The sequence below is a fragment of the Rhizobium azibense genome, from assembly GCF_004342325.1.
Classification (GTDB): Bacteria; Pseudomonadota; Alphaproteobacteria; order Rhizobiales; family Rhizobiaceae; genus Rhizobium; species Rhizobium etli_B.
In genome coordinates this window covers 326,132-346,199 of the sequence record NZ_SMBJ01000007.1, presented here as the reverse complement: position 1 = coordinate 346,199, position 20,068 = coordinate 326,132, and the positions used below count along the sequence as shown (strand labels likewise).

Annotated in this window: 23 protein-coding genes; 9 read left to right on the top strand and 14 right to left on the bottom strand. The window is 60.6% G+C overall.

Annotated features, from left to right (window positions below; genetic code table 11):
• Nucleotides 1-147: 147 nt before the first annotated feature.
• The 6 genes from zapE to sdhC all read right to left on the bottom strand — a co-directional run bounded on the left by zapE (nucleotide 148) and on the right by sdhC (nucleotide 5,733).
• Nucleotides 148-1,311 carry a cell division protein ZapE gene (zapE, locus tag EV130_RS19715; protein ID WP_074062776.1) on the bottom strand — a complete coding sequence of 388 codons (1,164 nt, stop codon included), beginning with the start codon at nucleotides 1,309-1,311 and terminating at the stop codon, nucleotides 148-150.
• Nucleotides 1,312-1,359: 48 nt separating this feature from the next.
• Complete coding sequence (locus EV130_RS19710) at nucleotides 1,360-1,866, bottom strand: protease inhibitor Inh/omp19 family protein (RefSeq protein WP_074063364.1); 507 nt, start codon at nucleotides 1,864-1,866, stop codon at nucleotides 1,360-1,362.
• A gap of 290 nt (nucleotides 1,867-2,156) precedes the next feature.
• On the bottom strand, nucleotides 2,157-2,936 hold the full coding sequence (locus tag EV130_RS19705) for a succinate dehydrogenase iron-sulfur subunit (RefSeq protein ID WP_074062777.1): 780 nt from the start codon (nucleotides 2,934-2,936) through the stop codon (nucleotides 2,157-2,159).
• Nucleotides 2,937-3,097: 161 nt separating this feature from the next.
• Entirely contained in the window at nucleotides 3,098-4,939 is a 1,842-nt protein-coding gene (sdhA, locus tag EV130_RS19700) for a succinate dehydrogenase flavoprotein subunit (RefSeq protein ID WP_074062778.1), read from the bottom strand.
• Between the two features lie 7 nt (nucleotides 4,940-4,946).
• Nucleotides 4,947-5,327, bottom strand: coding sequence for a succinate dehydrogenase, hydrophobic membrane anchor protein (gene sdhD / locus EV130_RS19695; RefSeq protein ID WP_074062779.1), 381 nt, complete (start codon nucleotides 5,325-5,327; stop codon nucleotides 4,947-4,949).
• A gap of 10 nt (nucleotides 5,328-5,337) precedes the next feature.
• On the bottom strand, nucleotides 5,338-5,733 hold the full coding sequence (sdhC, locus tag EV130_RS19690) for a succinate dehydrogenase, cytochrome b556 subunit (RefSeq protein WP_074062780.1): 396 nt from the start codon (nucleotides 5,731-5,733) through the stop codon (nucleotides 5,338-5,340).
• Nucleotides 5,734-6,044: 311 nt separating this feature from the next.
• Here sdhC and EV130_RS19685 point away from each other — a divergent pair, with 311 nt between their 5' ends.
• Nucleotides 6,045-6,527, top strand: a complete 483-nt coding sequence (locus EV130_RS19685) for a hypothetical protein (RefSeq protein ID WP_074062781.1) — start codon at nucleotides 6,045-6,047, stop codon at nucleotides 6,525-6,527.
• Here the strand turns inward: EV130_RS19685 and EV130_RS19680 are convergent.
• Genes EV130_RS19680 through tsaD form a run of 5 tightly spaced genes read right to left on the bottom strand, consistent with a single transcriptional unit; the run spans nucleotide 6,517 to nucleotide 9,985 of the window.
• Complete coding sequence (locus EV130_RS19680) at nucleotides 6,517-7,164, bottom strand: class I SAM-dependent methyltransferase (RefSeq protein ID WP_074062782.1); 648 nt, start codon at nucleotides 7,162-7,164, stop codon at nucleotides 6,517-6,519. The genes EV130_RS19685 and EV130_RS19680 overlap by 11 nt on opposite strands.
• Before the next feature lie 5 nt (nucleotides 7,165-7,169).
• A complete protein-coding gene (locus EV130_RS19675) occupies nucleotides 7,170-7,601 on the bottom strand; it encodes an EVE domain-containing protein (protein ID WP_074062783.1) in 432 nt (143 codons plus the stop codon).
• A 3-nt stretch (nucleotides 7,602-7,604) separates the two neighbouring features.
• Nucleotides 7,605-7,898, bottom strand: a complete 294-nt coding sequence (locus EV130_RS19670; RefSeq protein ID WP_074062784.1) for a YciI-like protein — start codon at nucleotides 7,896-7,898, stop codon at nucleotides 7,605-7,607.
• Between the two features lie 9 nt (nucleotides 7,899-7,907).
• The gene (locus EV130_RS19665) at nucleotides 7,908-8,891 is read right to left on the bottom strand and encodes an NAD(P)H-dependent glycerol-3-phosphate dehydrogenase (RefSeq protein WP_074062785.1); all 984 of its coding nucleotides are present in this window, start codon (nucleotides 8,889-8,891) and stop codon (nucleotides 7,908-7,910) included.
• Nucleotides 8,888-9,985 carry a tRNA (adenosine(37)-N6)-threonylcarbamoyltransferase complex transferase subunit TsaD gene (gene tsaD / locus EV130_RS19660; protein ID WP_074062786.1) on the bottom strand — a complete coding sequence of 366 codons (1,098 nt, stop codon included), beginning with the start codon at nucleotides 9,983-9,985 and terminating at the stop codon, nucleotides 8,888-8,890. The genes EV130_RS19665 and tsaD overlap by 4 nt, the downstream gene beginning before the upstream one ends.
• A 72-nt stretch (nucleotides 9,986-10,057) precedes the next feature.
• Between tsaD and hemC the strand changes: the two genes are divergently transcribed.
• The 8 genes from hemC to EV130_RS19620 all read left to right on the top strand — a co-directional run bounded on the left by hemC (nucleotide 10,058) and on the right by EV130_RS19620 (nucleotide 16,698).
• A complete protein-coding gene (gene hemC / locus EV130_RS19655) occupies nucleotides 10,058-10,987 on the top strand; it encodes a hydroxymethylbilane synthase (protein WP_074062787.1) in 930 nt (309 codons plus the stop codon).
• A gap of 6 nt (nucleotides 10,988-10,993) precedes the next feature.
• Complete coding sequence (locus tag EV130_RS19650) at nucleotides 10,994-11,698, top strand: uroporphyrinogen-III synthase (RefSeq protein ID WP_074062788.1); 705 nt, start codon at nucleotides 10,994-10,996, stop codon at nucleotides 11,696-11,698.
• 90 nt (nucleotides 11,699-11,788) lie between these two features.
• Complete coding sequence (locus EV130_RS19645; RefSeq protein WP_074062789.1) at nucleotides 11,789-13,042, top strand: COG4223 family protein; 1,254 nt, start codon at nucleotides 11,789-11,791, stop codon at nucleotides 13,040-13,042.
• Nucleotides 13,043-13,045: 3 nt separating this feature from the next.
• Nucleotides 13,046-14,656 (top strand): heme biosynthesis protein HemY, encoded by a 1,611-nt coding sequence (locus EV130_RS19640; RefSeq protein WP_074062790.1) that lies wholly within the window; start codon nucleotides 13,046-13,048, stop codon nucleotides 14,654-14,656.
• 17 nt (nucleotides 14,657-14,673) lie between these two features.
• Complete coding sequence (locus tag EV130_RS19635) at nucleotides 14,674-15,159, top strand: tellurite resistance TerB family protein (RefSeq protein ID WP_074062791.1); 486 nt, start codon at nucleotides 14,674-14,676, stop codon at nucleotides 15,157-15,159.
• On the top strand, nucleotides 15,149-15,907 hold the full coding sequence (locus EV130_RS19630) for a glutamine amidotransferase (protein WP_132661112.1): 759 nt from the start codon (nucleotides 15,149-15,151) through the stop codon (nucleotides 15,905-15,907). Before EV130_RS19635 ends, EV130_RS19630 begins: the two co-directional genes overlap by 11 nt.
• A 189-nt stretch (nucleotides 15,908-16,096) precedes the next feature.
• Nucleotides 16,097-16,387 carry a YggT family protein gene (locus EV130_RS19625; protein WP_237358565.1) on the top strand — a complete coding sequence of 97 codons (291 nt, stop codon included), beginning with the start codon at nucleotides 16,097-16,099 and terminating at the stop codon, nucleotides 16,385-16,387.
• A complete protein-coding gene (locus EV130_RS19620; RefSeq protein WP_074062794.1) occupies nucleotides 16,384-16,698 on the top strand; it encodes a DUF167 domain-containing protein in 315 nt (104 codons plus the stop codon). The genes EV130_RS19625 and EV130_RS19620 overlap by 4 nt, the downstream gene beginning before the upstream one ends.
• A gap of 4 nt (nucleotides 16,699-16,702) precedes the next feature.
• On the opposite strand, the gene ppa is transcribed toward EV130_RS19620, so the two are convergent.
• The 3 genes from ppa to typA all read right to left on the bottom strand — a co-directional run bounded on the left by ppa (nucleotide 16,703) and on the right by typA (nucleotide 19,945).
• Complete coding sequence (ppa, locus tag EV130_RS19615; protein ID WP_074062795.1) at nucleotides 16,703-17,236, bottom strand: inorganic diphosphatase; 534 nt, start codon at nucleotides 17,234-17,236, stop codon at nucleotides 16,703-16,705.
• Nucleotides 17,237-17,418: 182 nt separating this feature from the next.
• Nucleotides 17,419-17,925: a GNAT family N-acetyltransferase gene (locus EV130_RS19610; RefSeq protein WP_039846374.1), complete on the bottom strand. Its 507-nt coding sequence runs from the start codon at nucleotides 17,923-17,925 to the stop codon at nucleotides 17,419-17,421.
• 199 nt (nucleotides 17,926-18,124) lie between these two features.
• Entirely contained in the window at nucleotides 18,125-19,945 is a 1,821-nt protein-coding gene (gene typA / locus EV130_RS19605) for a translational GTPase TypA (protein WP_074062796.1), read from the bottom strand.
• Nucleotides 19,946-20,068: the final 123 nt, after the last annotated feature.

Here is a 20,068-nt window from a genome sequence, read left to right as displayed (position 1 = left end):
CGGGCGGCGCGTCGAGGCGTCGTCCAATGACGCAATCGCATAGCCTTAAAGCCAAAAAATGGCAACGTGTTATTTTTGGATAAGCAATTTCAATCGTTTAGATACAAAATTTCTTACGTAAACGTAAGATATTTCGATGCCAGCCCGTCACTCGGCGGCATGCTTTTTATGGTGCATTGCGAGATATTCTGCGCTGCGCATCTCGAAAAGACGCGATGCCGTACGATTGAATTCAAAGCCTTCCGTTCCCCGCCGTTCGATCAGCAGGTCTTCCGGCATTGCCGCAGCCGATGCATGAAGGCGAACGCCGTGGTCGTAGAGCGTGTCGACTAGGATGATGAAACGCTTGGCCTGGTTCCGCTTGTCCGGACCGAGCCTCGGGATGCGATCGACATAGATCGTATCGAAACGCTTGGCGATTGCGAGAAAATCGGCAGCACCGAGCGGTTTCTCGCAGAGATCGGCAAAGGAAAAGCGTGCCATGCGATCGGCCGCGAGCGGCACATGGATCGAGCGACCTTTCATCGGAATTTCGAGAGATTGCGCCTTGCGTCCATCCAGCGCCTGTGCCCAGGACGCGTCCATCGCCATATCCGTCCGCTCGTCTATCGGCGTCAGATAGACCGGCTGGCTGTTCAGCTTCTCCATCCGGTAATCCGTCGGGGAGTCGAGCGTCACGACCTCGACATTCTTCTTGAGGAGCCCGATGAAGGGCAGGAAGAGACCGCGATTGAGGCCGTCCTTGTAGAGATTGTCGGGCTCGACATTCGAGGTCGCGACGAGCACGCAGCCGCGCGCAAAAAGCTCCAAGAACAGCCGCGAGAGGATCATCGCATCAGCGATGTCGGTCACCGTAAACTCATCGAAGCAGAGGAGTTCGGCCTCCTGGTAAAGTGCAGCCGCCACGGGCGGCACGGGATCGGCCTGCTTTGTCTCGCCGTTCTTCAGCTTGAGCCGGTGCGCGGCGATGCGGTTGTGGACATCGGCCATGAATTCGTGGAAGTGCGCGCGGCGTTTCTTCGAGCAGGGCGCCATGCGGTAGAAGATATCCATCAGCATCGTCTTGCCACGCCCGACGCTGCCGTGAATATAAAGTCCCTTGATGCCTTCGCTCGGTTTTTTCTTCGAAGCGAAGAGCCAGCCGAGCGAGCTGGATTTGGCAGCCGGGCGGCGGCGCTTCAGTTCGAAAAGCACCCGATCGAGGCTTTTTGCCACATCCATCTGTGCTGAATCGATCTGGAGAGCGCCAGAGGCCGTCAGCGATTTCAAGTGCTCGCTGACGCTTGAAGTGTAGTCGGGGATAGGCTGCATGGGGAGGAGTCCGCCTACGCGTCGTCGGCGGGTTGGCCGCCGGTTGCCTTACCGGCTGAGAGTGATCGGTTGGCCGGTGCTCGTCTGGCCACTGAAGCTGTTGTCGGCGGTCTTGTAGACGCTGCCGATCTGGTTGCCGCTGCGATCCTTGAGAAGGACCTGCTTGCCGGAGACTTCCCAGGAGCCCATCGCCGTCAGCTCGCCGACGCAGCCGCGCGTGCCGCCACGTGAGCCGCTGCCGAGATTTGTCAGCGTCAGGAACATGTCGCACCTGCCGTTGACGCGCCAGCTGCCGACCATCGATTCCTTGGAGACATCAAGCGCGCTGGCTGCCATGGCACCCGACTGGCCCGGAAGGGCAGGCGCTGCCGTCGGAGCGGCGGGAAACTGCGAGGCGCCTGCCGGTGGCGGAAGCTGCCCGCCCTGGACGGACGGAACAGGCTGGGCGGTCAGCGGTGCCGGCGAGCTGTAACTCGCATTGTCATATGCCGTGCGCTGGCAGCCCGCCAATGACAGAACAACCGCCACACCCGTCATCGCATATCGCAACTGCATCATCATGCTCCCGATTGTCCGCTATTGCAGCACAGAATTGGTCATCAGACTGATTTTCGAATTAGCGTATTTCACTTTGGTTAATCAAGTCGGCACAGCCATAAATTGCTCGCGACAAATGCTTATGCCGGAAATGGCGCGATTCAACTTGCCTGCCGGATAACTTCCTGCAGACAGAATTTGTCAGCAAGGTGATGATCAGCACCATCCTGCGCCGGATTCGGACGATGCCTGCATAGATTCGGAAGAACCCGGCACGGCCGCGCTCAGCGCCGGGCGCGTATCGGCGATCAGACCCGGCGCTCAACCATCATCTTCTTGATCTCGGCTATGGCCTTTGCCGGATTGAGACCCTTGGGGCAGGTCTGCGCACAGTTCATGATCGTGTGGCAGCGATAAAGCCGGAACGGATCTTCGAGGCCGTCAAGCCGCTCTCCGGTCGCCTCGTCTCTGGAATCGATCAGCCAGCGATAGGCCTGCAGCAGGACGGCCGGGCCCAGATAGCGATCGCCGTTCCACCAGTAACTCGGACAGGAGGTCGAGCAGCAGGCGCACAGGATGCACTCGTAGAGGCCGTCGAGCTTCTGGCGATCCTCGTGGCTCTGCTTCCATTCCTTGGCAGGGGCCGGAGATACGGTCTTAAGCCAGGGTTCGATCGAGCGGTGCTGCGCATAGAAATTCGTCAGGTCCGGCACGAGATCCTTCACCACCGGCAAATGCGGCAGTGGATAGATTTTAACCGTTCCTTTGATGTCATCCATGCCCTTGGTGCAGGCAAGCGTGTTCGTGCCGTCGATATTCATCGCGCAGGAACCGCAGATGCCCTCGCGACAGGAACGGCGCAGCGTCAACGTCGGATCGATCTTGTTCTTGATGTAGAGCAGCCCGTCGAGAACCATCGGACCACAGTCGTCGACATCGATATAGAAGGTGTCGATCGAAGGGTTCTGGCCATCATCCGGGCTCCAGCGGTAGACGCGAAACTCACGGGTGTTCTTCGCACCCGCCGGCTTCGGCCAGACCTTGCCTTCGCGCATCTGAGAGTTCTTGGGGAGAGCAAGTTCAACCATGATAAAATCCTAGTTTGCCGACAGGAATTCCGTTTTCACGCAATCCTACAACCACCGAAACCGCCGTTGCCGGCTGCCGCCCGGAGCAGGCAATTTGTAGCGCTCCGCCATGAGGGGCGAGACGGCCAGCACCGCGGCCAGTCCAAGAAGGTTTCCCATCATCAATACACACGAGCTTTCGGGGCGATCTTCTTGGGATCGATGCCTTCCGAGATGAGCTCGGTGTGAACAGGACGGTAGTCGAGCTTGACCTCGCCGGCATTGCCGACCCAGGCAAGCGTGTGCTTGCGCCAGTTGACGTCGTCGCGACCGGCGTATGCGCCTTCGGTGTAATCCTCGCGGGCGTGCGAGCCACGGCTTTCCTTGCGCGCCTCGGCGCCATAGATCGTCGTGATCGCATTCGCCATCAGGTTTTGCAGCTCGAGCGTCTCGACGAGATCGGAGTTCCAGATCATCGACCGGTCCGTGACCTTGATGTCTGCCATTTCCTGCCAGATCGAGGAGATGCGCTTGCAGCCCGATTCCAGCGACTCCTGGGTGCGGAACACGGCGGCATCTTCCTGCATGGCGCGCTGCATCTTCTCGCGCAGATGCGCCGTGGGCGTTGCGCCATTGGCGTGGCGAAGACCATCGAAGCGATCCATGATCTTGTCACAGGCGGCGATGTTGAGATGCGGGACCGGTGCTGCGCGGTCAATGACCTCGCCGGCACGGATTGCCGCAGCGCGGCCAAAAACCACCAGATCGATCAGCGAGTTCGAGCCGAGGCGGTTTGCACCATGCACCGAAGCGCAGCCCGCTTCGCCGACCGCCATCAATCCGGGGATCACGCGTTCGGGGTTGGCGCTGTCGGCATTGAGCACCTCGCCCCAGTAGTTCGTCGGAATGCCGCCCATGTTGTAGTGAACGGTCGGCAGCACCGGGATCGGCTCGCGCGTCACATCGACGCCTGCAAAGATCTTTGCGCTCTCGGAAATGCCCGGCAGGCGTTCATGCAAAACGGCCGGGTCGAGATGGTCCAGGTGCAGGAAGATATGGTCCTTGTTCTTGCCGACGCCGCGGCCTTCGCGGATTTCCAAGGTCATGCAGCGCGAAACGACGTCGCGCGAGGCAAGGTCCTTGGCCGACGGTGCGTAGCGTTCCATGAAGCGCTCGCCCTCCGAATTGACGAGATAGCCGCCCTCCCCGCGCGCCCCTTCGGTAATCAGACAGCCCGAGCCGTAGATACCGGTGGGATGGAACTGCACAAACTCCATGTCCTGCAGCGGAAGCCCTGCGCGCGCCACCATGCCGCCGCCGTCGCCGGTGCAGGTATGGGCGGAAGTCGCGGAGAAATAGGCACGGCCGTAGCCACCGGTCGCCAGCACCACCATTTTCGCCGCGAAGCGATGGATCGAGCCGTCATCGAGGCACCAGGCAACGACGCCGGTACAACGGCTTCCGTCTTCCGACATGATGAGGTCGAGCGCGAAATATTCGACGAAGAACTCGGCGTTGTAGCGCAGCGACTGGCCGTAAAGCGTGTGCAGGATGGCGTGGCCGGTGCGGTCGGCAACCGCGCAGGTGCGCTGCACCGGCGGACCCTCGCCGTAGTTCTGCATATGACCGCCGAATGGACGCTGATAGATCTTGCCTTCCTCATTGCGCGAGAAGGGCACGCCGTAGTGCTCGAGCTCATAGACCGCCTTCGGCGCTTCCATGGCGAGATATTGCATGGCATCGACGTCACCGAGCCAGTCGGACCCCTTGACCGTATCGTAGAGATGCCATTGCCAGCTGTCTGGCGTCATGTTCTGCAGCGAGGCGGCGATGCCGCCCTGGGCTGCGACCGTGTGCGAGCGGGTCGGAAATACCTTGGTGATGCAAGCCGTCCGGAAACCCTGTTCGGCCATGCCGAGGGTTGCGCGAAGACCGGCGCCGCCGGCGCCGACGACGATCACGTCATAGGAGTGATCGACATATTTGTAGGCTTTCCCATTCTGAGCAAGTGAAGTCGGTGCCATGATACGGTTATCCTACGAAAGCAATTTTCAGAATGGCAAAGAGACAGAGCCCTGCGACCGCGATCGCGAAAAACGTGTTCAGCATCAGCAAGGCGAGCTTGCCGATTTCGCTGTGCACGTAGTCCTCGATGATGGCCTGCATGCCAAGGCGCATGTGAATGATACCCGAAATCACCATCAGCCCCATGATGACTGCCACAAAGGGGTTCGACAGCGCATGCACGACGTCTGCATAAGGCGCGCCGGCATAAGCGATCATGAAGATGACGAAGAAGATGATGAGTGGGACGTTGGCGACAGCCGTCAGGCGCTGGCGCCAGAAGTGTTCTGTGCCTTCCTTGGCCGAGCCAAGGCCGCGAACTTTACCCAGAGGGGTACGCATATCCATGTGAGCGACCTCAGAAGCGAATGATAATGCCGATCACCCAGACCAGCACCGTCAGACAGAGCGAGCCGATGATGTTGGCGATGGCGAGCTTGGTGGAGAATTCCTTCTCGAAACCATGGCCGAGGTCCCACAGCAGGTGGCGCAGGCCGCCAAGCATGTGGTGAAGCAGCGCCCAGGTATAACCAAGCAGGACGACCTTGCCGACGATGCTGCCGAGCACCCAATTCACCCAGTCGTAATAGGCTTGACCGGTCGCAGCCGCGATCAGCCACCAGGCGATCAGCAGCGTGCCGAAATAAAGGGCAGCCCCTGTGATGCGGTGGACGATCGACATGACCATGGTAGGAATAAGCTTGTATACTTGCAAATGCGGCGACAGAGGCCGGTTATTTGTCACATTCGCCATCAGAACCTCGCGGCGTCCTTGCGCTCCCGGATTTCGGAGCATTTCGAGGCAATCACAGGAATGACAAATTTGTCTGTGTGCATTGCATCAACGGCGACGTTTAATCACCGAAGCTCCCGACGACAAGCACAATTGCTGTCTGTTTTCAATTTAATCGATTCGCGTTACCGGGAAGTTGCCGGAAAAGGAAACCAGCCTTTCCCGATCGAAGTTTATGCTGATTTTTCATGGCTCAGTGGACACGCAGGTCGTTTTGACGCAAGCTGGCATTAACGATTTGTTAACGATCGGATATCCGGAGGTTGCGTCCCATGTTCCAGCGTGTTTCGAAGACCATTGCGCTGGTGTTGTGTGCCCTGATTGCGCTTCCTGCCACGGCGGGCGAGCGAGCTGGGCATCATCGCGGCGTGACCCATTGGGCAAGCAACGCCAAGTGGGCAAACAGCCTCAGGTGGGCAAACAGCGTGAAACCCTGGTTCGGCGGTCATCGTCGCCATCATGGCCGCGGCCATAACCGTTATGTTCGCCTCAAGCATTTCTCGCCGTCATCAAGCAGCTACCGCATCGGCCGCGCTTCAAGGTCGCCACAGCCTCTGCGCTATGAATACAATGGCACTTACGCCGGTTCCTATGCCTACGAAACCCAAGGCGGCACCTATTTCGGTGCGGACGGTTATGCACAGTACGGTGCGCCGCAGGTCGAGTTGCTCGCACCCGGTCCCAAGGTGATCGACGTTGCCGTAGAGGCCGATCCTTGCAGCTACGAGGCAAAGGTCTGCGTCATCAGGCCCTGAACCGCCAGACCGTCGTCTTCTTGCTCTCACTGTCTTCGAGCGCCCGCGTCACCGGCACTTCGTAGACGGCGCAAAACTCCAGCCGCTCCTTTGGCAAATAGGCCCGGCCCGGATCGCCGACAAGAACCTTTCTGCCTTCGCCGGCCAGCCGGTCGAACCATGGAACGATGGCGTCCGCAAAGACGCGGTCATAGAACACGTCGCCCGCCAGGACGATATCGGCATCGACCGGCCTGCCGACGAAATCGGCGCCGCTAAAATCGACCGAGACCCGATTGGCAGCAGCATTCAGCCGCACCGCCGCTTCAGACCATGGATCGATATCGGCCGCCTTGACCGTCACCGCACCGGCCATCTTCGCCGCGATCGCGACGAGCCCCGAACCTGTTGCGAAGTCGAAAACGCGCTTGGTTTGCACCGTCTCCGGATGATCGAGAATATAACGCGCGAGTCCTTGCCCACCCGCCCAGGCAAAGGCCCAGAACGGGGGTGGCAGGCCGATCCTTGCCAGTTCCTCCTCCGTCTTAAGCCAAAGCTCATGCGCTTCGCTCGCCAGATGCAACCGGATCTCCGGCACATGCGGCGGCGTGATCAGTTGTGTATTGGCGCGGATGAAGCTTTCCGGATCGGTCTTCAATGCAGTCAGAGCCGCGGATTGTCGAGGCCACCCATGCGGCAGACTTCGAGCCACTCGTCATCTGTCACGGGCTGGACCGAAAGGCGCATTGACGTCACCAATGCCATCTTCGAAAGTTTCTCATTCGCCTTGACATCCTTCAGCGTCACGGGTTTGGGCATATCGCGCACAGCGCGAATATCGACGCAATCCCAGCGATCGTCGCCCTTGGCCGTGGAATCGGGATGCGACAAAAGGCAGACCTCGACGATGCCGACGATCTCCAGGCCCTCATTGGAGTGGTAGAAGAAGCCTCTTTCGCCGATCTTCATGGCGCGCATGTTGTTGCGGGCGAGATAATTGCGGACGCCCGTCCACTCGGTACCTTTCTCGCCTGCTGCCTTCTGCTGCTCCCAGGACCAGGAGGAAGGTTCGGATTTAAAGAGCCAATAGGCCATCCCTTATGCCTCCGGATTGTTGAAGACCCAGTTGAACGGCTTGATCTCGACACTCTCGAAAAGACCAGCCCTGGCATAAGGATCGGCATCGGCTAGTGCCCTGGCCGCTTGCGCAGTATCGGCCTTGACCATGACCAAGCTGCCGCAGGGCTTGCCTTCAGTGTCGAGGAACGGTCCGGCCATGCTGAGCGTTCCTTCGGCGTTCAGCTTGTTCAGATATTCCAGATGCGCCGCGCGCGTTTCCATGCGCGTGTTGAGGTGCCCCGGCTTGTCCTTGCAGAGAACGGCAAAAAGCATGTCTGCCTCCTATTCGGTGGTAATCGGACGTGTCATCAATTGTTCGATGGCTTCGGTGATGCCGAGTTTACCTTCGATGATCGCCGAGACGGCATCGGTGATCGGCATCGCGATATTGAGCTCTTCCGCCAGGCGCGAGGCGACGGCCGCGGCAAAGGCACCTTCCACCAATTCGCCGTGCAAGGGATCGGCCTTTTCGCCGCGGCCAAGCGCAATGCCGAAGCGCAGGTTGCGCGACTGATGGCTCGTTGCCGTCAGGACAAGATCGCCCAGCCCGGAAAGCCCGCGTACCGTGTCGGCCTGCCCGCCCTTGGCAACGACGAGACGCGACATTTCCGCCAGCCCGCGCGCGATCAGCGCTGCGCGCGCAGAATCGCCGAGCCCGCAGCCTTCGACGATACCACAGGCGATCGCCAATACATTCTTCAGCGCACCGCCCAGCTGCACGCCGATACGGTCCGAAGACGGATAGAGCCGGAAGGTCCTGCCCGAAATCGCCTGCGCCAGCCGCTCGGCAACAGCCACGTGCGATGCAGCAACGACCATGGCGGTCGGCAGTCCTTTGGCGATGTCGGATGCAAAACCGGGCCCCGAAAGCACCGCAACGGGATGCTGCGGCAATTCTCGCTCCAGCATGACTGTCAACAAGTTGCCGGTCGCCCGCTCGATGCCCTTGGCACAGGTGACGGCGATTGCGTCCTTTCCGAGGTAAGGGCCATACTGCCTGGCCGCATCCGCCTGCGCCTGGGAGGGCATGGCGAAAAGCACGATATCGGCATCTTCGATCGAATCAGGTTCTGCCGAGAATTCCAGTGACTGGGGCAGCTCGATGCCGGGAAGAACCGCATCGTTGAGCCGTTCGGCTTTCAGGTCGGCCATCAGGGCAGGGTCGCGGCCGACGAGCGTGACCTGGCTGCGGCCGGTGAGCGCAATGACTGCGGCAAGCGCCGTTCCGAAAGCGCCCGCGCCAACGACGGCAATCCGTTCGCTCATGCCTTTGCTCCCCGCTTTCCGTAGCTGATCAGCGCTTCCGCATTTGAATCCAACGGCCAGCGCGAGCGCGGCTGCACATCGAGATCATCCGGCGCAACGCCTGTCGCCATGCGCTCGAGCCCCGCCCAGGCAATCATCACCGCATTGTCGGTGCACAATTTCAGCGGTGGCGCGATGAAGCGGAAGGCGTGCTTATCACAAAGCGCCTGTAGCGTGTCGCGCAGTTCGAGGTTGGCAGCGACGCCGCCCGCGACCACCAGGGCCGGCTCTCCGTCGAGATGCGGAAACTCCGCCCTGAACCGCTGTAACCCACGGCCGATTCGATCCTTCAGAGTCCTCGATATCGCCCTTTGAAATGAAGCGCAGATATCGGCGACATCCTGCTCCGTCAGCGGCGCGATATCCAACGCGGCTTGCCGGACCGCCGTCTTCAAACCCGAAAAGGAGAAATCGAGCCGCGTTTCACCGACGAGCGGCCGCGGGAAATCGAAGCGGCCGGGGTTGCCCGTCTTTGCTGCCGCCTCCACCTGGGGGCCGCCGGGATAAGGCAGCCCGAGCAGCTTCGCCGTCTTGTCGAAGGCCTCGCCGAGCGCATCATCGATGGTCGTTCCCCAGCGTTCGTACTGGCCAATGCCGCGTACGAGGATGAGCTGCGTATGACCACCCGACACAAGCAGCATCAGGTAGGGAAAGGAAAGCCCGTCCGTCAGCCGCGCCGTCAGCGCATGGCCTTCGAGATGATTCACCGCATAAAGCGGCTTGCCGGCGGCCTTGGCGATCGCCTTGCCTGTCATCAGGCCGACGAGCAGCCCGCCGATCAATCCCGGTCCGGAGGTCGCGGCAATCGCATCGACATCACACAGCGACACCTTGGCACGATGCAACGCCTCGTCGATCAGCGTATCGAGTGCCTCGACATGGGCACGCGCGGCTATCTCTGGTACCACGCCACCATAGGCGCTATGCTCGTCCAATTGGCTCAAGACGACATCGGAAAGCACTTTCGAACGCCCGTCCGCATCGCGCTCGACCACAGCCGCGGCAGTCTCGTCGCAGCTTGTTTCGATGCCGAGGATGCGTAGAAAGGAAGCCATGAAGCCTGTCGTTGATTGCGATGGGTGCAAAACCCGGTTACGAGAACTTCCGGTAACAACGGATCGAAGCGGATGCAAACAAAACCTTTCCGGATCGGAACGCGGGGCAGCCCGCTGGCCCTTGCTCAGGCTCACGAAGCGCGCGATCGGCTGATGGCGGCGCACGCGATGCCGGAGGAAATGTTCGAGATCGTTGTACTGACGACGAAAGGCGACCGCATTACCGACCGTCCGCTTGCCGAGATCGGCGGCAAGGGGCTTTTCACGCAGGAATTGGAAGAAAAGCTTGCAAGCGGCGACCTCGACTTCGCCGTCCATTCAGCCAAGGACATGCCGACGGTGTTGCCGCAAGGGCTTCATCTGTCGGCCTATCTGCCGCGCGAAGACATCCGCGATGCGGTCATCGGTCGCACGGCGCCAAAGCTGATCGAGCTGCCGCATGGCGCAACGGTCGGATCGGCATCGCTGCGCCGCCAGGCTCTGATCCGCCGCATACGGCCGGATATCAAAGTGACAATCTTCCGGGGCGCGGTGGAAACCCGCCTGCGCAAGCTAGATGAAGGCCAAGTCGATGCGACGCTGTTGGCGCTCGCAGGCCTGAAGCGACTTGGCAAGGTCGACGTGATTACCGATATCCTCGATCCCGACACCTTCCCGCCGGCCCCCGCGCAAGGGGCGATCTGCATCGAAAGCCGAATTGGCGATCGGCGCGCCGATGATCTGCTGGCCGCCGTCAACGATCCGACGACCCACGACGCCGTCTCCTGTGAGCGCGCTTTCCTTGCAGCACTCGACGGTTCCTGCCGCACGCCGATCGGGGGATATGCGGTTTGCGAAGGCGATCGGATCAGGTTCTCGGGCCTGATCATCACGCCGGATGGTCGCAACCAGCACTCGGTCACCATCGACGGCAATCGACGCGATGCCGCAGCGCTCGGCACCCGCGCCGGTCAAGACATCCGCGTCCGCGCCGGAAGCGGCTTCTTCGACGACTGGAACTGACGCACGATGCGCGTGCTCGTCACCCGGCCGCTGCGTTCGGGTCAGCGTACTGCCAAAAGGTTGCGCGACATGGGGCATGAGCCCGTATTGCTGCCGCTCTCGCAGCCCGTGCATGATGGCAAGGCCGCCATGGATGCGCTGGCAAGGAGCCACGGGCCAATCGCCATTACCAGCGCGGAAGCTGTCCGGGCGCTTGCGTCGTCCGGTGCAGACATCAGGCCTTATAGCCGCCGGCTGGTGTTCGCCGTTGGCGAAGCAAGCGCGAACGAAGCCAAAGCAGCGGGATTTGCTTCGGTTCTAGCCTCGGCGGGCGATGGCGCGCGACTGGCGGAGTTGATTGCGGCGCAGACGCGGCAATCTGTCACCTATCTCGCCGGTTCGCCGCGCGCAGAAACGTTCGAGCGCAGCGCACACGCACTGGGACTGAAGGTCGATGTCGCCGAATGTTATCGGATGCAGCCGGCAGAACCCGATCCGGGGGCCCTGCGTGAAGCGTTGACCCCGCCGCCGGAGGCCATCGTCCTTTACTCCCGGACGACCGCAGAGCGTTTTTTCCGTCTCCCCGAGGTCCGATCGGAACCCGGCTGGCTCAATCAGGCCCTCATCCTTTGCCTCAGCACATCTGTTGCCGCGGCAGTCCCCGCTTCAATTGGAAGAAATCTTCGCATCGCAGCATTGCCGGATGAGAGAAGCCTTCTGTCGCTTCTTTGAAGGCCTTACGCGTCCAAATTTGATCTAACCTCTTTCCATAATAGGCATCACTGACTAGTTTCGTTGCGATGCAGGAAAAATGAGGTACGCATGGTATCGGGAAATCCGCCACGTCATTCGAAGAACGCCGACGAGCCGGTCACGATCGATCTGGAAGCGCAGGAAACTGCGGCAGCAGCCGATACCGAGAAGAAATCCGAAGCGAACGCGCCCGACGCCGACGCGCCCGCCGCAGACGATGCGACAGCCGGGGAAGAGGCGTCCGTCGATCCGGAAAAACAACCATGGGCCGAGGAGACGGCCGAGCACGCCGCCACCTCCGAGGAGCCCCCTCAGCAAAACATGGCAACGGACCCCGAGCCGGCTTCGCAAAAGCTGCGCGGCGGAACGACCTCCGGTTTGATCGCCGCCGGTGTTTTCGGCGGCCTGGTTGCCCTGCTGGGTGCTGGCGTGATCCAATATGCCGGCTACCTTCCGACGTCTTTTGCACCTCAGACCGGACTTGATGAAACGGCAAGCCTTTCGGCTGAAATCGACGGACTCAAGCGATCCATCTCCGAGGTGGCCGCAGCGCCGAACACCAGGGTCGATGCGCTCGACAAGCGTGTCTCCGCTCTCGAAACGGCGGCAAAGACGCCTGCCGCCACGGAGCCGGTGGGCACCCCGGAAGTCGACGCGCTGAACCAGAAGGTCGCGGACTTGGCCACTCAGCTGGAACAGATGCGCACGCTTCTCTCGCAATCCTCCGAAGAGCGGGCGTCGAGCGGCGCCGACATTATCAAGCGCCTGGAGGAAGCCGAGAAGAAGCTCGACGAACCACGCCAGGATGTTGCCGTTGCCCAGGCGATCGCCGCTGCGGCCCTCAAGGCAGCGATCGACCGCGGCGGACCTTTTATGGCCGAGCTCGACACTTTCGCCGGCGTTTCGCCGGACGATCCGGCCGTCGCCGACCTCCGCAATTTCGCCGAAACCGGCGTCCCCTCGCGCGCCGAACTGATCCGACAGGTTCCCGACGTGGCGACCGCCATCGTCCGATCGGTCAACCAGGCAGATCCGAACCAGAGCTGGTCGGACCGGCTGATGGCGAGTGCCAGGTCGCTCGTCACCGTGCGCCCTGTCGGCAACATCGAGGGCGAAAGTGTCGAGGCCATCGCGGCGCGTTTGGAAGACAAGGTAAAGAACGGCGACCTGCCGGGCGCTGCCAGCGAATGGAACGACCTGCCCTCGAATGCAAAGCAGGCTTCGGCCGCCTTCAAACAATCATTGGAAGCGCGCATCCGCGTCGAGGAACTGGTCGGCAGTGCGCTTTCCAAGGCCATTTCCGGCGCCGGAAAGGAGGGTTGATCGATGATCCGTCTCGTCGTCTTCGTCGTCCTCATCGTCGTTCTCGGCTACGGCTTCTCCTGGCTTGCCGATCGCCCCGGCGATCTCTCGCTGGTGTGGGAAGGAAGGCTTTATCAGGCAAAGCTGATCGTCGCCGCAAGTGGCCTTATCGCACTGATTGCTGTTGTCATGACCGCCTGGTGGCTGGTCCGCACGGTGTGGACGTCGCCCCATTCCGTGACGCGCTATTTTCGCGCCCGCAAGCGTGATCGCGGCTATCAGGCGCTCTCGACCGGCCTTATCGCCGCCGGCGCTGGCAATGCCCTGCTTGCCCGCAAGATGGCAGCCCGCTCCCGCGGCCTCATCCGCGCTGATCAGGAGCCGCTGATCAACCTGCTCGAAGCACAGGCGGCCCTGATCGAGGGCCGGCATGACGAGGCCCGCTCCAAGTTCGAAGCGATGGCCAACGATCCCGAAACGCGCGAACTTGGCTTTCGGGGGCTCTATCTCGAGGCCAAACGCCTCGGCGCCAACGAAGCCGCACGCCAATATGCCGAAAAGGCAGCCGACAACGCGCCCTATCTGCCCTGGGCAGCCCAGGCAACGCTCGAATACCGCAGCCAGGCCGGCCGCTGGGACGACGCCATTTTGCTTCTTGAACGACAGAAGGCCGCGCGTGTCGTCGAAAAGCAGGACGCGGAACGCTTGCGCGGTGTTCTGCTGACCGCTCGCGCCGGTGACAAGCTGGAGGGCGATCCGGCCGGCGCGCGCGACGACGCGATGCATGCGCTGAAGCTCATTGCCGATTTCGAACCGGCAGCGATTATTGCCGCCAAGGCGCTTTTCCGCGAGAACAAACTGCGCAAGGCAGCCTCGATCCTCGAACAGGCCTGGAAGGCAGCGCCTCATCCCGAGATCGGCCGCACCTATGTGCTTGCCCGAAGCGGCGATTCCACGATTGATCGCCTGAAGCGAGCCGAACGGCTGGAAGCCCTGCGCCCCAACAATGTCGAATCCCTGCTCGTGGTCGCACAGGCGGCTCTCGATGCACAGGATTTCGCCAAGGCCCGGGCCAAGGCCGAAGCGGCTGCGCGCATGCAGCCGCGTGAAGCGGCCTTCCTGCTGCTTGCTGATATCGAGGAGGCCGAGACCGGCGACCAAGGCCGCGTGCGCCACTGGCTGGCGCAGGCGCTGAAGGCGCCGCGCGATCCGGCGTGGGTCGCCGACGGCTTCGTTTCCGACAAATGGCTTGCCATCTCACCCGTCACCGGCCGTCTCGATGCCTTCGAATGGAAGGCGCCCTTCGATCAACTCGAAGGACCGATCGAAGATGGGTCCGCCGTCTCGATCGATGTCGCGCTGAAGACCCTGCCTCCCGTTCGCGAGACGCGGCCAGAAAGCCCGGCCAACGACCACCGCATGATTGAACTGGAGCGCGCCGCAACGATTGCAGAGGCCGCTCGGCCGGCTCCTGGACCTGCGCCGAAGCCTGTCTCGCCCGCGACGGATCCCAAACAGCCGGAGCCGGTTGCCGGCCAGCCAGAGCCGAAGCCCTTTTATGGAATGCCCGACGATCCTGGCGTTCGCAACATGAAGGGGGAACCGGAACCCAAGACACGTCTGCGCCTTTTCTGAAATGGAACGAAATCCGCATGTTCGAACGTTTTCAGGCATTCTTTCAAAACCTCACTGCAAACAACCCCAAGAAGGGTTTTAGCCCTGACGATCCCCGCATTGCCGTTGCCGCTCTGTGCATGCAAGTGATGGAAGCGGATGGCAAGATCAAGATCAGCGAAAAGAAGCGACTCCGCAAACTGCTCAAGGAGCAATACGGCCTTGACGGAAAGCAGCTGGAGGCCGTCATTGCGGCTGGCCAGGAAGCCGAAAGCAGCGCCGTCGACTATTACCGCTTCACCTCCGACCTGAAACGCCATCTGGATACCGAGCAGCGGCTGGAACTCATCGGCATTCTCTGGGACATCGTCTACGCCGACGGCGAACGCAGCGAGATGGAAGACCATGTCATTTGGCGAATAGCCGATCTGCTGGGCGTTTCCTCCCGCGAGCGCATCCAGAAGCGTCAGGAGGCAGCCGCACGCGTGACCGACACGGTGGTGGTGCAAGACGATGCCGATTGACCGTCCCATCAAACGTGACAAGCGCCCCATACTGATCATCCTGCACCAGGAGCGCTCCAGCCCCGGTCGCGTCGGCCAGCTTCTGGCCGACAAGGGCTATAGCCTGGACATCCGCCGCGCGGTTCTGGGCGACAAGCTGCCCGCTACGCTCGAGGACCATGCCGGATCGGTCGTATTCGGCGGGCCGATGAGTGCAAACGATCCAGACGAGTTCATAAGGAGCGAGATCAACTGGCTGGACGTTCCACTGAGGGAAAACCGCCCGTTCCTCGGCATCTGCCTTGGAGCGCAGATGCTGGTGCGCCACCTTGGCGGCAAGGTGCAGTCGAACGCCGACGGCTCGACCGAAATCGGCTGGTATCCGCTGCGGCCGACCGAAAAGGGCCGGCTGCTGATGCACTGGCCGAAGATGGTCTACCATTTCCATCGCGAGGGCTTCGATCTGCCGCACGGCGCCCATCTGCTTGCGGAAGGCGATACCTATCCAAACCAGGCCTTTCGCTACAACGCCAATGCCTGGGCTCTGCAATTCCACGCAGAGCTCACCCGCGTGATGATGCATCGCTGGGTCGTCCATGGCGCCCACCGCTTCATACTGCCGAACGCGCAGCAGGGTCGGGAACATCTGGAGGGCCGCATGCTCTTCGATGCGCCGCTCAAGGCGTGGCTGAACGAATTTCTCGACATCGTCTTCGAAGGCAAGACGGCAAAAGCCGTACCGGGCTCTATCGCTGCGCTGTCCGCATAGCGCGCAGCAATCCACCAGAGAAAAAGCGCTGCTGCTTGCCCATTGCGCTGGGCGTTATCTGCTGCGAAAAAGCCTGACGCATGAAAGGGCAGGTTCGCCGTAGCATGATTCGCCGCGCCTTTTCACGTGGCACTTGCCCGTTTAGCCGCCAATAGATACATGTCTGTCAGCAACGAACTGGAGACCAAGATGATTGCCCTCTTTCAAACCATTGATTTGGCTTTGAATCTTTATACCTGGGTGCTGATTGCGAGTGCCATTTTCTCCTGGCTTTACGCCTTCAACGTCATCAATTCCTCGAACCAGTTCGTCAATTCGGTCGGCCTGTTCCTCTATAATGTCACCGAGCCGCTGCTACGGCCGATTCGCCGGCTGCTGCCCAATCTCGGCGGCATCGACATCTCGCCGATCATTCTGCTGCTGATTATCTTCTTCCTGCGCTCCTTGATGTGGAACACCATCTTCCCGCTGGTGGCGTGAACTCCGCCTGGAAGATATTCGATGACCATGTGCGCCTCGCCGTTCGGTTGACCCCGCATGGCGGGCGCGACGCGATCGATGGCATCGAGACCGATGCCGCAGGCAAGTGCCACCTCAAGATCCGTGTCAGCGCAATCCCTGAGAAGGGAAAAGCCAACCAGGCGCTGATCGCGCTTCTGTCCCAAGCGCTCGGCATACCGAAATCCTCCATCCAGTTGATGTCGGGCGATACATCGCGCAAAAAAGTCCTCCGGATCGATGGCGGTCTGGAGGACTTGATGGAAAGGCTCGAAAAGCTTCTGAAGCTGTAGCCGCTTACTTCGCTTTCTTGGCGCGCTCAACGGCTTCGAGGATCAGCTGGCCGGCTTCCTTAGAATCACCCCAACCGAAAATCTTCACCCACTTGCCGGGCTCCAGGTCCTTGTAGTGCTCGAAGAAGTGCTCGATCTGCTTCAGGGTAATCTCCGGAAGGTCGGTGTAGTCCCTCACCTTCTCGTAGCGCAGCGTAAGCGACGGCGACGGAACGGCGATGATCTTCTCGTCCTTGCCCGAATTGTCTTCCATCTTCAGAACGCCGATCGGACGGACATTGATCACGCAGCCCGGAACCAGCGGACGGGTGCTGGCGATCAGGACGTCGATCGGATCGCCGTCTTCCGAGAGCGTATGCGGCACGAAGCCGTAGTTGCCCGGATAGGTCATCGGCGTATAGAGGAAGCGGTCGACGACCAACGTGCCGGCTTCCTTGTCCATTTCATACTTGATGGGATGACCGCCGACCGGAACTTCAACGATGACGTTGACATCTTCCGGAGGATTCTTGCCGATGGAAATGGCGTCGATGCGCATACGAAAACTCCCACGAGGTGAATTGTTCGCAGCCAAATAATCCGTTTCATTCCGCAACGCAACATCGCGTCTTCGCGATGTTGGAGATTCGTCTACGATTCGAGGAGCAGGGCGCCGATTTTCAGCAGCCGCTTCAAGGCGGATGCACCGACTATTTCGAAAGACCGTGAGGCCCTTCTTTTTCAGTTCCAGATGAAGCCGATTTTCTTCAGCTGCCTATGGTCGAAGCTTTCCATGCCTTCGCAGAAGTCGATGCCGCCATGGCCACGATAGAACTGGCTGGCATTTTCGTTTTCCTCCAGGCACCAGACCACCATCCCCTTGCATCCGAGAGATTTCAGGAGCCGCCGAGCCTCGCCGAACAGCATGCGCCCAAGACCAATTCCCTGATACTCGGGACGAAGATAGAGCTCGTAGATCTCGCCTTCCTGCGGCAGCGCTCGGGCCCGATTGAGGCCAAGCGTGGCATAGCCTGCGACTGTGCCGGCGACATCCAGAACGAGGAGCGTTGCCGGGCCGCGCGTCGCCTTGCGCCACCAGTTCTCGCCCCGGCGTTCGATCATCTGCGTCAAAGCGCGATGCGGAATGATCCCGGCATAAGTGTGCTGCCAGGCGAGGCGATGCACCTCGGAGATGGCTTGGGCATCATGCGGTTCTGCCCGCCGGACATCGATCGACAACGTCTTCATAACGCTTACTCTGGTCTTCCAGCAGGCAATTAACCATACGCGATGATGCGTTTCGGCCGTTTGCCCACAGACTTAACATGTGGACGATGAGCAAAATTTAACGCTTTTTTAACGATTGTCACAAGACGGAATCAGCGCGCCGCACAACAAAAAACCCCGGCGCCGGGCCGGGGTTCGAAATGTCAACAATTAGAATCGCTTAGGCGTAGCGTGCCTTTTCGAAACGCTTACGCTCGTTCGGGTCGAGATACATCTTGCGCAGACGGATCGACTTCGGCGTCACTTCGACCAGCTCGTCATCCTGAATCCAGGACAGTGCGCGGTCGAGCGTCATGCGGATCGGCGGCGTGAGCTTGACGGCTTCGTCCTTGCCGGCGGCGCGGATGTTCGTCAGTTTCTTGCCCTTCAGCACGTTCACTTCGAGGTCGTTGTCTCTGCTGTGAATGCCGATGATCATGCCGGCATAGACCTTTTCACCGGCGTCGATGATCATCGGCCCGCGGTCTTCAAGATTGAAAAGGGCATAGGCCACAGCTTCACCGGAGTCATTGGCAAGCAACACGCCGTTGACGCGGCCGCCGATCTCGCCCTTGTACGGCTGATAGTCGTGGAAGAGGCGGTTCATCACGGCTGTGCCGCGCGTATCGGTGAGCAGTTCCGACTGGTAGCCGATCAGGCCGCGGGTCGGTGCGAAGAAGACAAGGCGCACGCGATTGCCGCCCGACGGACGCAGCTCGACCATTTCGGCCTTGCGCTCAGACATCTTCTGCACCACGACGCCCGAATGCTCCTCATCGACGTCGATGACGACTTCTTCGATCGGCTCGAGCATCTCGCCCGTTGCTTCGTCCTTGTGCATGACGACGCGCGGACGCGAAACGGCCAGCTCGAAGCCTTCGCGGCGCATCGTCTCGATCAGAACCGCAAGCTGCAGTTCGCCGCGGCCCGATACGAAGAACGAATCCTTTTCGGAGGATTCTTCGATCTTCAGCGCAACGTTGCCTTCCGCTTCCTTGAACAGACGGTCACGGATGACGCGCGAGGTGACCTTGTCGCCTTCTGTGCCGGCATAGGGGCTATCGTTGACGATGAAGGACATGGTGACCGTCGGCGGATCGATAGGCTGGGCCTGCAGCGGCTCGGTGATCGACGGGTCGCAGAAAGTATCGGCAACCGTGCCCTTGGAGAGACCGGCGATCGCGATGATATCGCCTGCATGCGCCTCTTCGATCGGCTGACGCTCGATACCGCGGAAAGCGAGGATCTTGGAGATACGGCCGGTCTCGATTGTCTTGCCGTCGCCATGCAGAACCTTGACCGGCTGGTTCGGCTTGATCGAACCGGAATTGATGCGGCCGGTGATGATACGGCCGAGAAAGGGATTGGCTTCGAGGATCGTGCCGATCATCGTGAAGGGACCGTCGTGAACGGTCGGCTCCGGAACATGCTCGAGCACGAGGTCGAGAAGCGGTGCAAGACCCTGATCCTTCGGACCTTCCGGATTGACGTTCATCCAGCCGTCACGGCCGGAACCGTAAAGGATCGGGAAGTCGAGCTGTTCGTCGGTCGCGTCGAGGTTTGCAAACAGGTCGAAGACTTCGTTGATCACTTCCTCGTGGCGGCCGTCGGGACGGTCGATCTTGTTGATCGCGACGATGGGGCGAAGACCGACCTTCAGCGCCTTGCCGACAACGAATTTCGTCTGCGGCATCGGACCTTCCGAAGCATCGACGAGCACGATCGCGCCGTCCACCATCGAGAGAATGCGCTCGACTTCGCCGCCGAAATCGGCGTGGCCTGGGGTGTCGACGATGTTGATGCGAACACCTTTCCACTCGACCGAGGTCGCCTTGGCGAGGATGGTGATGCCGCGCTCCTTTTCAAGGTCGTTCGAGTCCATCACGCGTTCTGCAACGCGCTGGTTCTCGCGAAACGAGCCGGACTGTTTCAGAAGCTCGTCCACCAGGGTCGTTTTGCCATGGTCAACGTGAGCGATAATCGCGATGTTGCGAAGTGCCATATGTTTCAAATCTCTGAGGCTGAGGCGCTGCGTTCAAGGGAATGCGCCAATTACGTTTGGCGCGCTCATACAGTGTTTTTCGCGTTTGCGAAAGGGGGGAGGGGCGATAGCGGCCATGGAGGC

Excerpts from the sequence above, each read along its gene's own strand:
- sdhD (WP_074062779.1), bottom strand. The coding sequence starts at position 5,327 with ATGGATATGCGTACCCCTCTGGGTAAAGTTCGCGGCCTTGGCTCGGCC.
- EV130_RS19675 (WP_074062783.1), bottom strand. The coding sequence starts at position 7,601 with ATGGCCTATTGGCTCTTTAAATCCGAACCTTCCTCCTGGTCCTGGGAG.
- EV130_RS19710 (WP_074063364.1), bottom strand. The coding sequence starts at position 1,866 with ATGCAGTTGCGATATGCGATGACGGGTGTGGCGGTTGTTCTGTCATTG.
- EV130_RS19610 (WP_039846374.1), bottom strand. The coding sequence starts at position 17,925 with ATGAAGACGTTGTCGATCGATGTCCGGCGGGCAGAACCGCATGATGCC.
- EV130_RS19665 (WP_074062785.1), bottom strand. The coding sequence starts at position 8,891 with ATGAGCGAACGGATTGCCGTCGTTGGCGCGGGCGCTTTCGGAACGGCG.
- EV130_RS19630 (WP_132661112.1), top strand. The coding sequence starts at position 15,149 with ATGCCGATTGACCGTCCCATCAAACGTGACAAGCGCCCCATACTGATC.
- EV130_RS19685 (WP_074062781.1), top strand. The coding sequence starts at position 6,045 with ATGTTCCAGCGTGTTTCGAAGACCATTGCGCTGGTGTTGTGTGCCCTG.
- EV130_RS19625 (WP_237358565.1), top strand. The coding sequence starts at position 16,097 with ATGATTGCCCTCTTTCAAACCATTGATTTGGCTTTGAATCTTTATACC.
- sdhA (WP_074062778.1), bottom strand. The coding sequence starts at position 4,939 with ATGGCACCGACTTCACTTGCTCAGAATGGGAAAGCCTACAAATATGTC.
- tsaD (WP_074062786.1), bottom strand. The coding sequence starts at position 9,985 with ATGGCTTCCTTTCTACGCATCCTCGGCATCGAAACAAGCTGCGACGAG.
- EV130_RS19705 (WP_074062777.1), bottom strand. The coding sequence starts at position 2,936 with ATGGTTGAACTTGCTCTCCCCAAGAACTCTCAGATGCGCGAAGGCAAG.
- EV130_RS19635 (WP_074062791.1), top strand. The coding sequence starts at position 14,674 with ATGTTCGAACGTTTTCAGGCATTCTTTCAAAACCTCACTGCAAACAAC.
- EV130_RS19640 (WP_074062790.1), top strand. The coding sequence starts at position 13,046 with ATGATCCGTCTCGTCGTCTTCGTCGTCCTCATCGTCGTTCTCGGCTAC.
- typA (WP_074062796.1), bottom strand. The coding sequence starts at position 19,945 with ATGGCACTTCGCAACATCGCGATTATCGCTCACGTTGACCATGGCAAA.
- EV130_RS19670 (WP_074062784.1), bottom strand. The coding sequence starts at position 7,898 with ATGCTTTTTGCCGTTCTCTGCAAGGACAAGCCGGGGCACCTCAACACG.
- hemC (WP_074062787.1), top strand. The coding sequence starts at position 10,058 with ATGCAAACAAAACCTTTCCGGATCGGAACGCGGGGCAGCCCGCTGGCC.
- ppa (WP_074062795.1), bottom strand. The coding sequence starts at position 17,236 with ATGCGCATCGACGCCATTTCCATCGGCAAGAATCCTCCGGAAGATGTC.
- EV130_RS19645 (WP_074062789.1), top strand. The coding sequence starts at position 11,789 with ATGGTATCGGGAAATCCGCCACGTCATTCGAAGAACGCCGACGAGCCG.
- sdhC (WP_074062780.1), bottom strand. The coding sequence starts at position 5,733 with ATGGCGAATGTGACAAATAACCGGCCTCTGTCGCCGCATTTGCAAGTA.
- EV130_RS19650 (WP_074062788.1), top strand. The coding sequence starts at position 10,994 with ATGCGCGTGCTCGTCACCCGGCCGCTGCGTTCGGGTCAGCGTACTGCC.
- zapE (WP_074062776.1), bottom strand. The coding sequence starts at position 1,311 with ATGCAGCCTATCCCCGACTACACTTCAAGCGTCAGCGAGCACTTGAAA.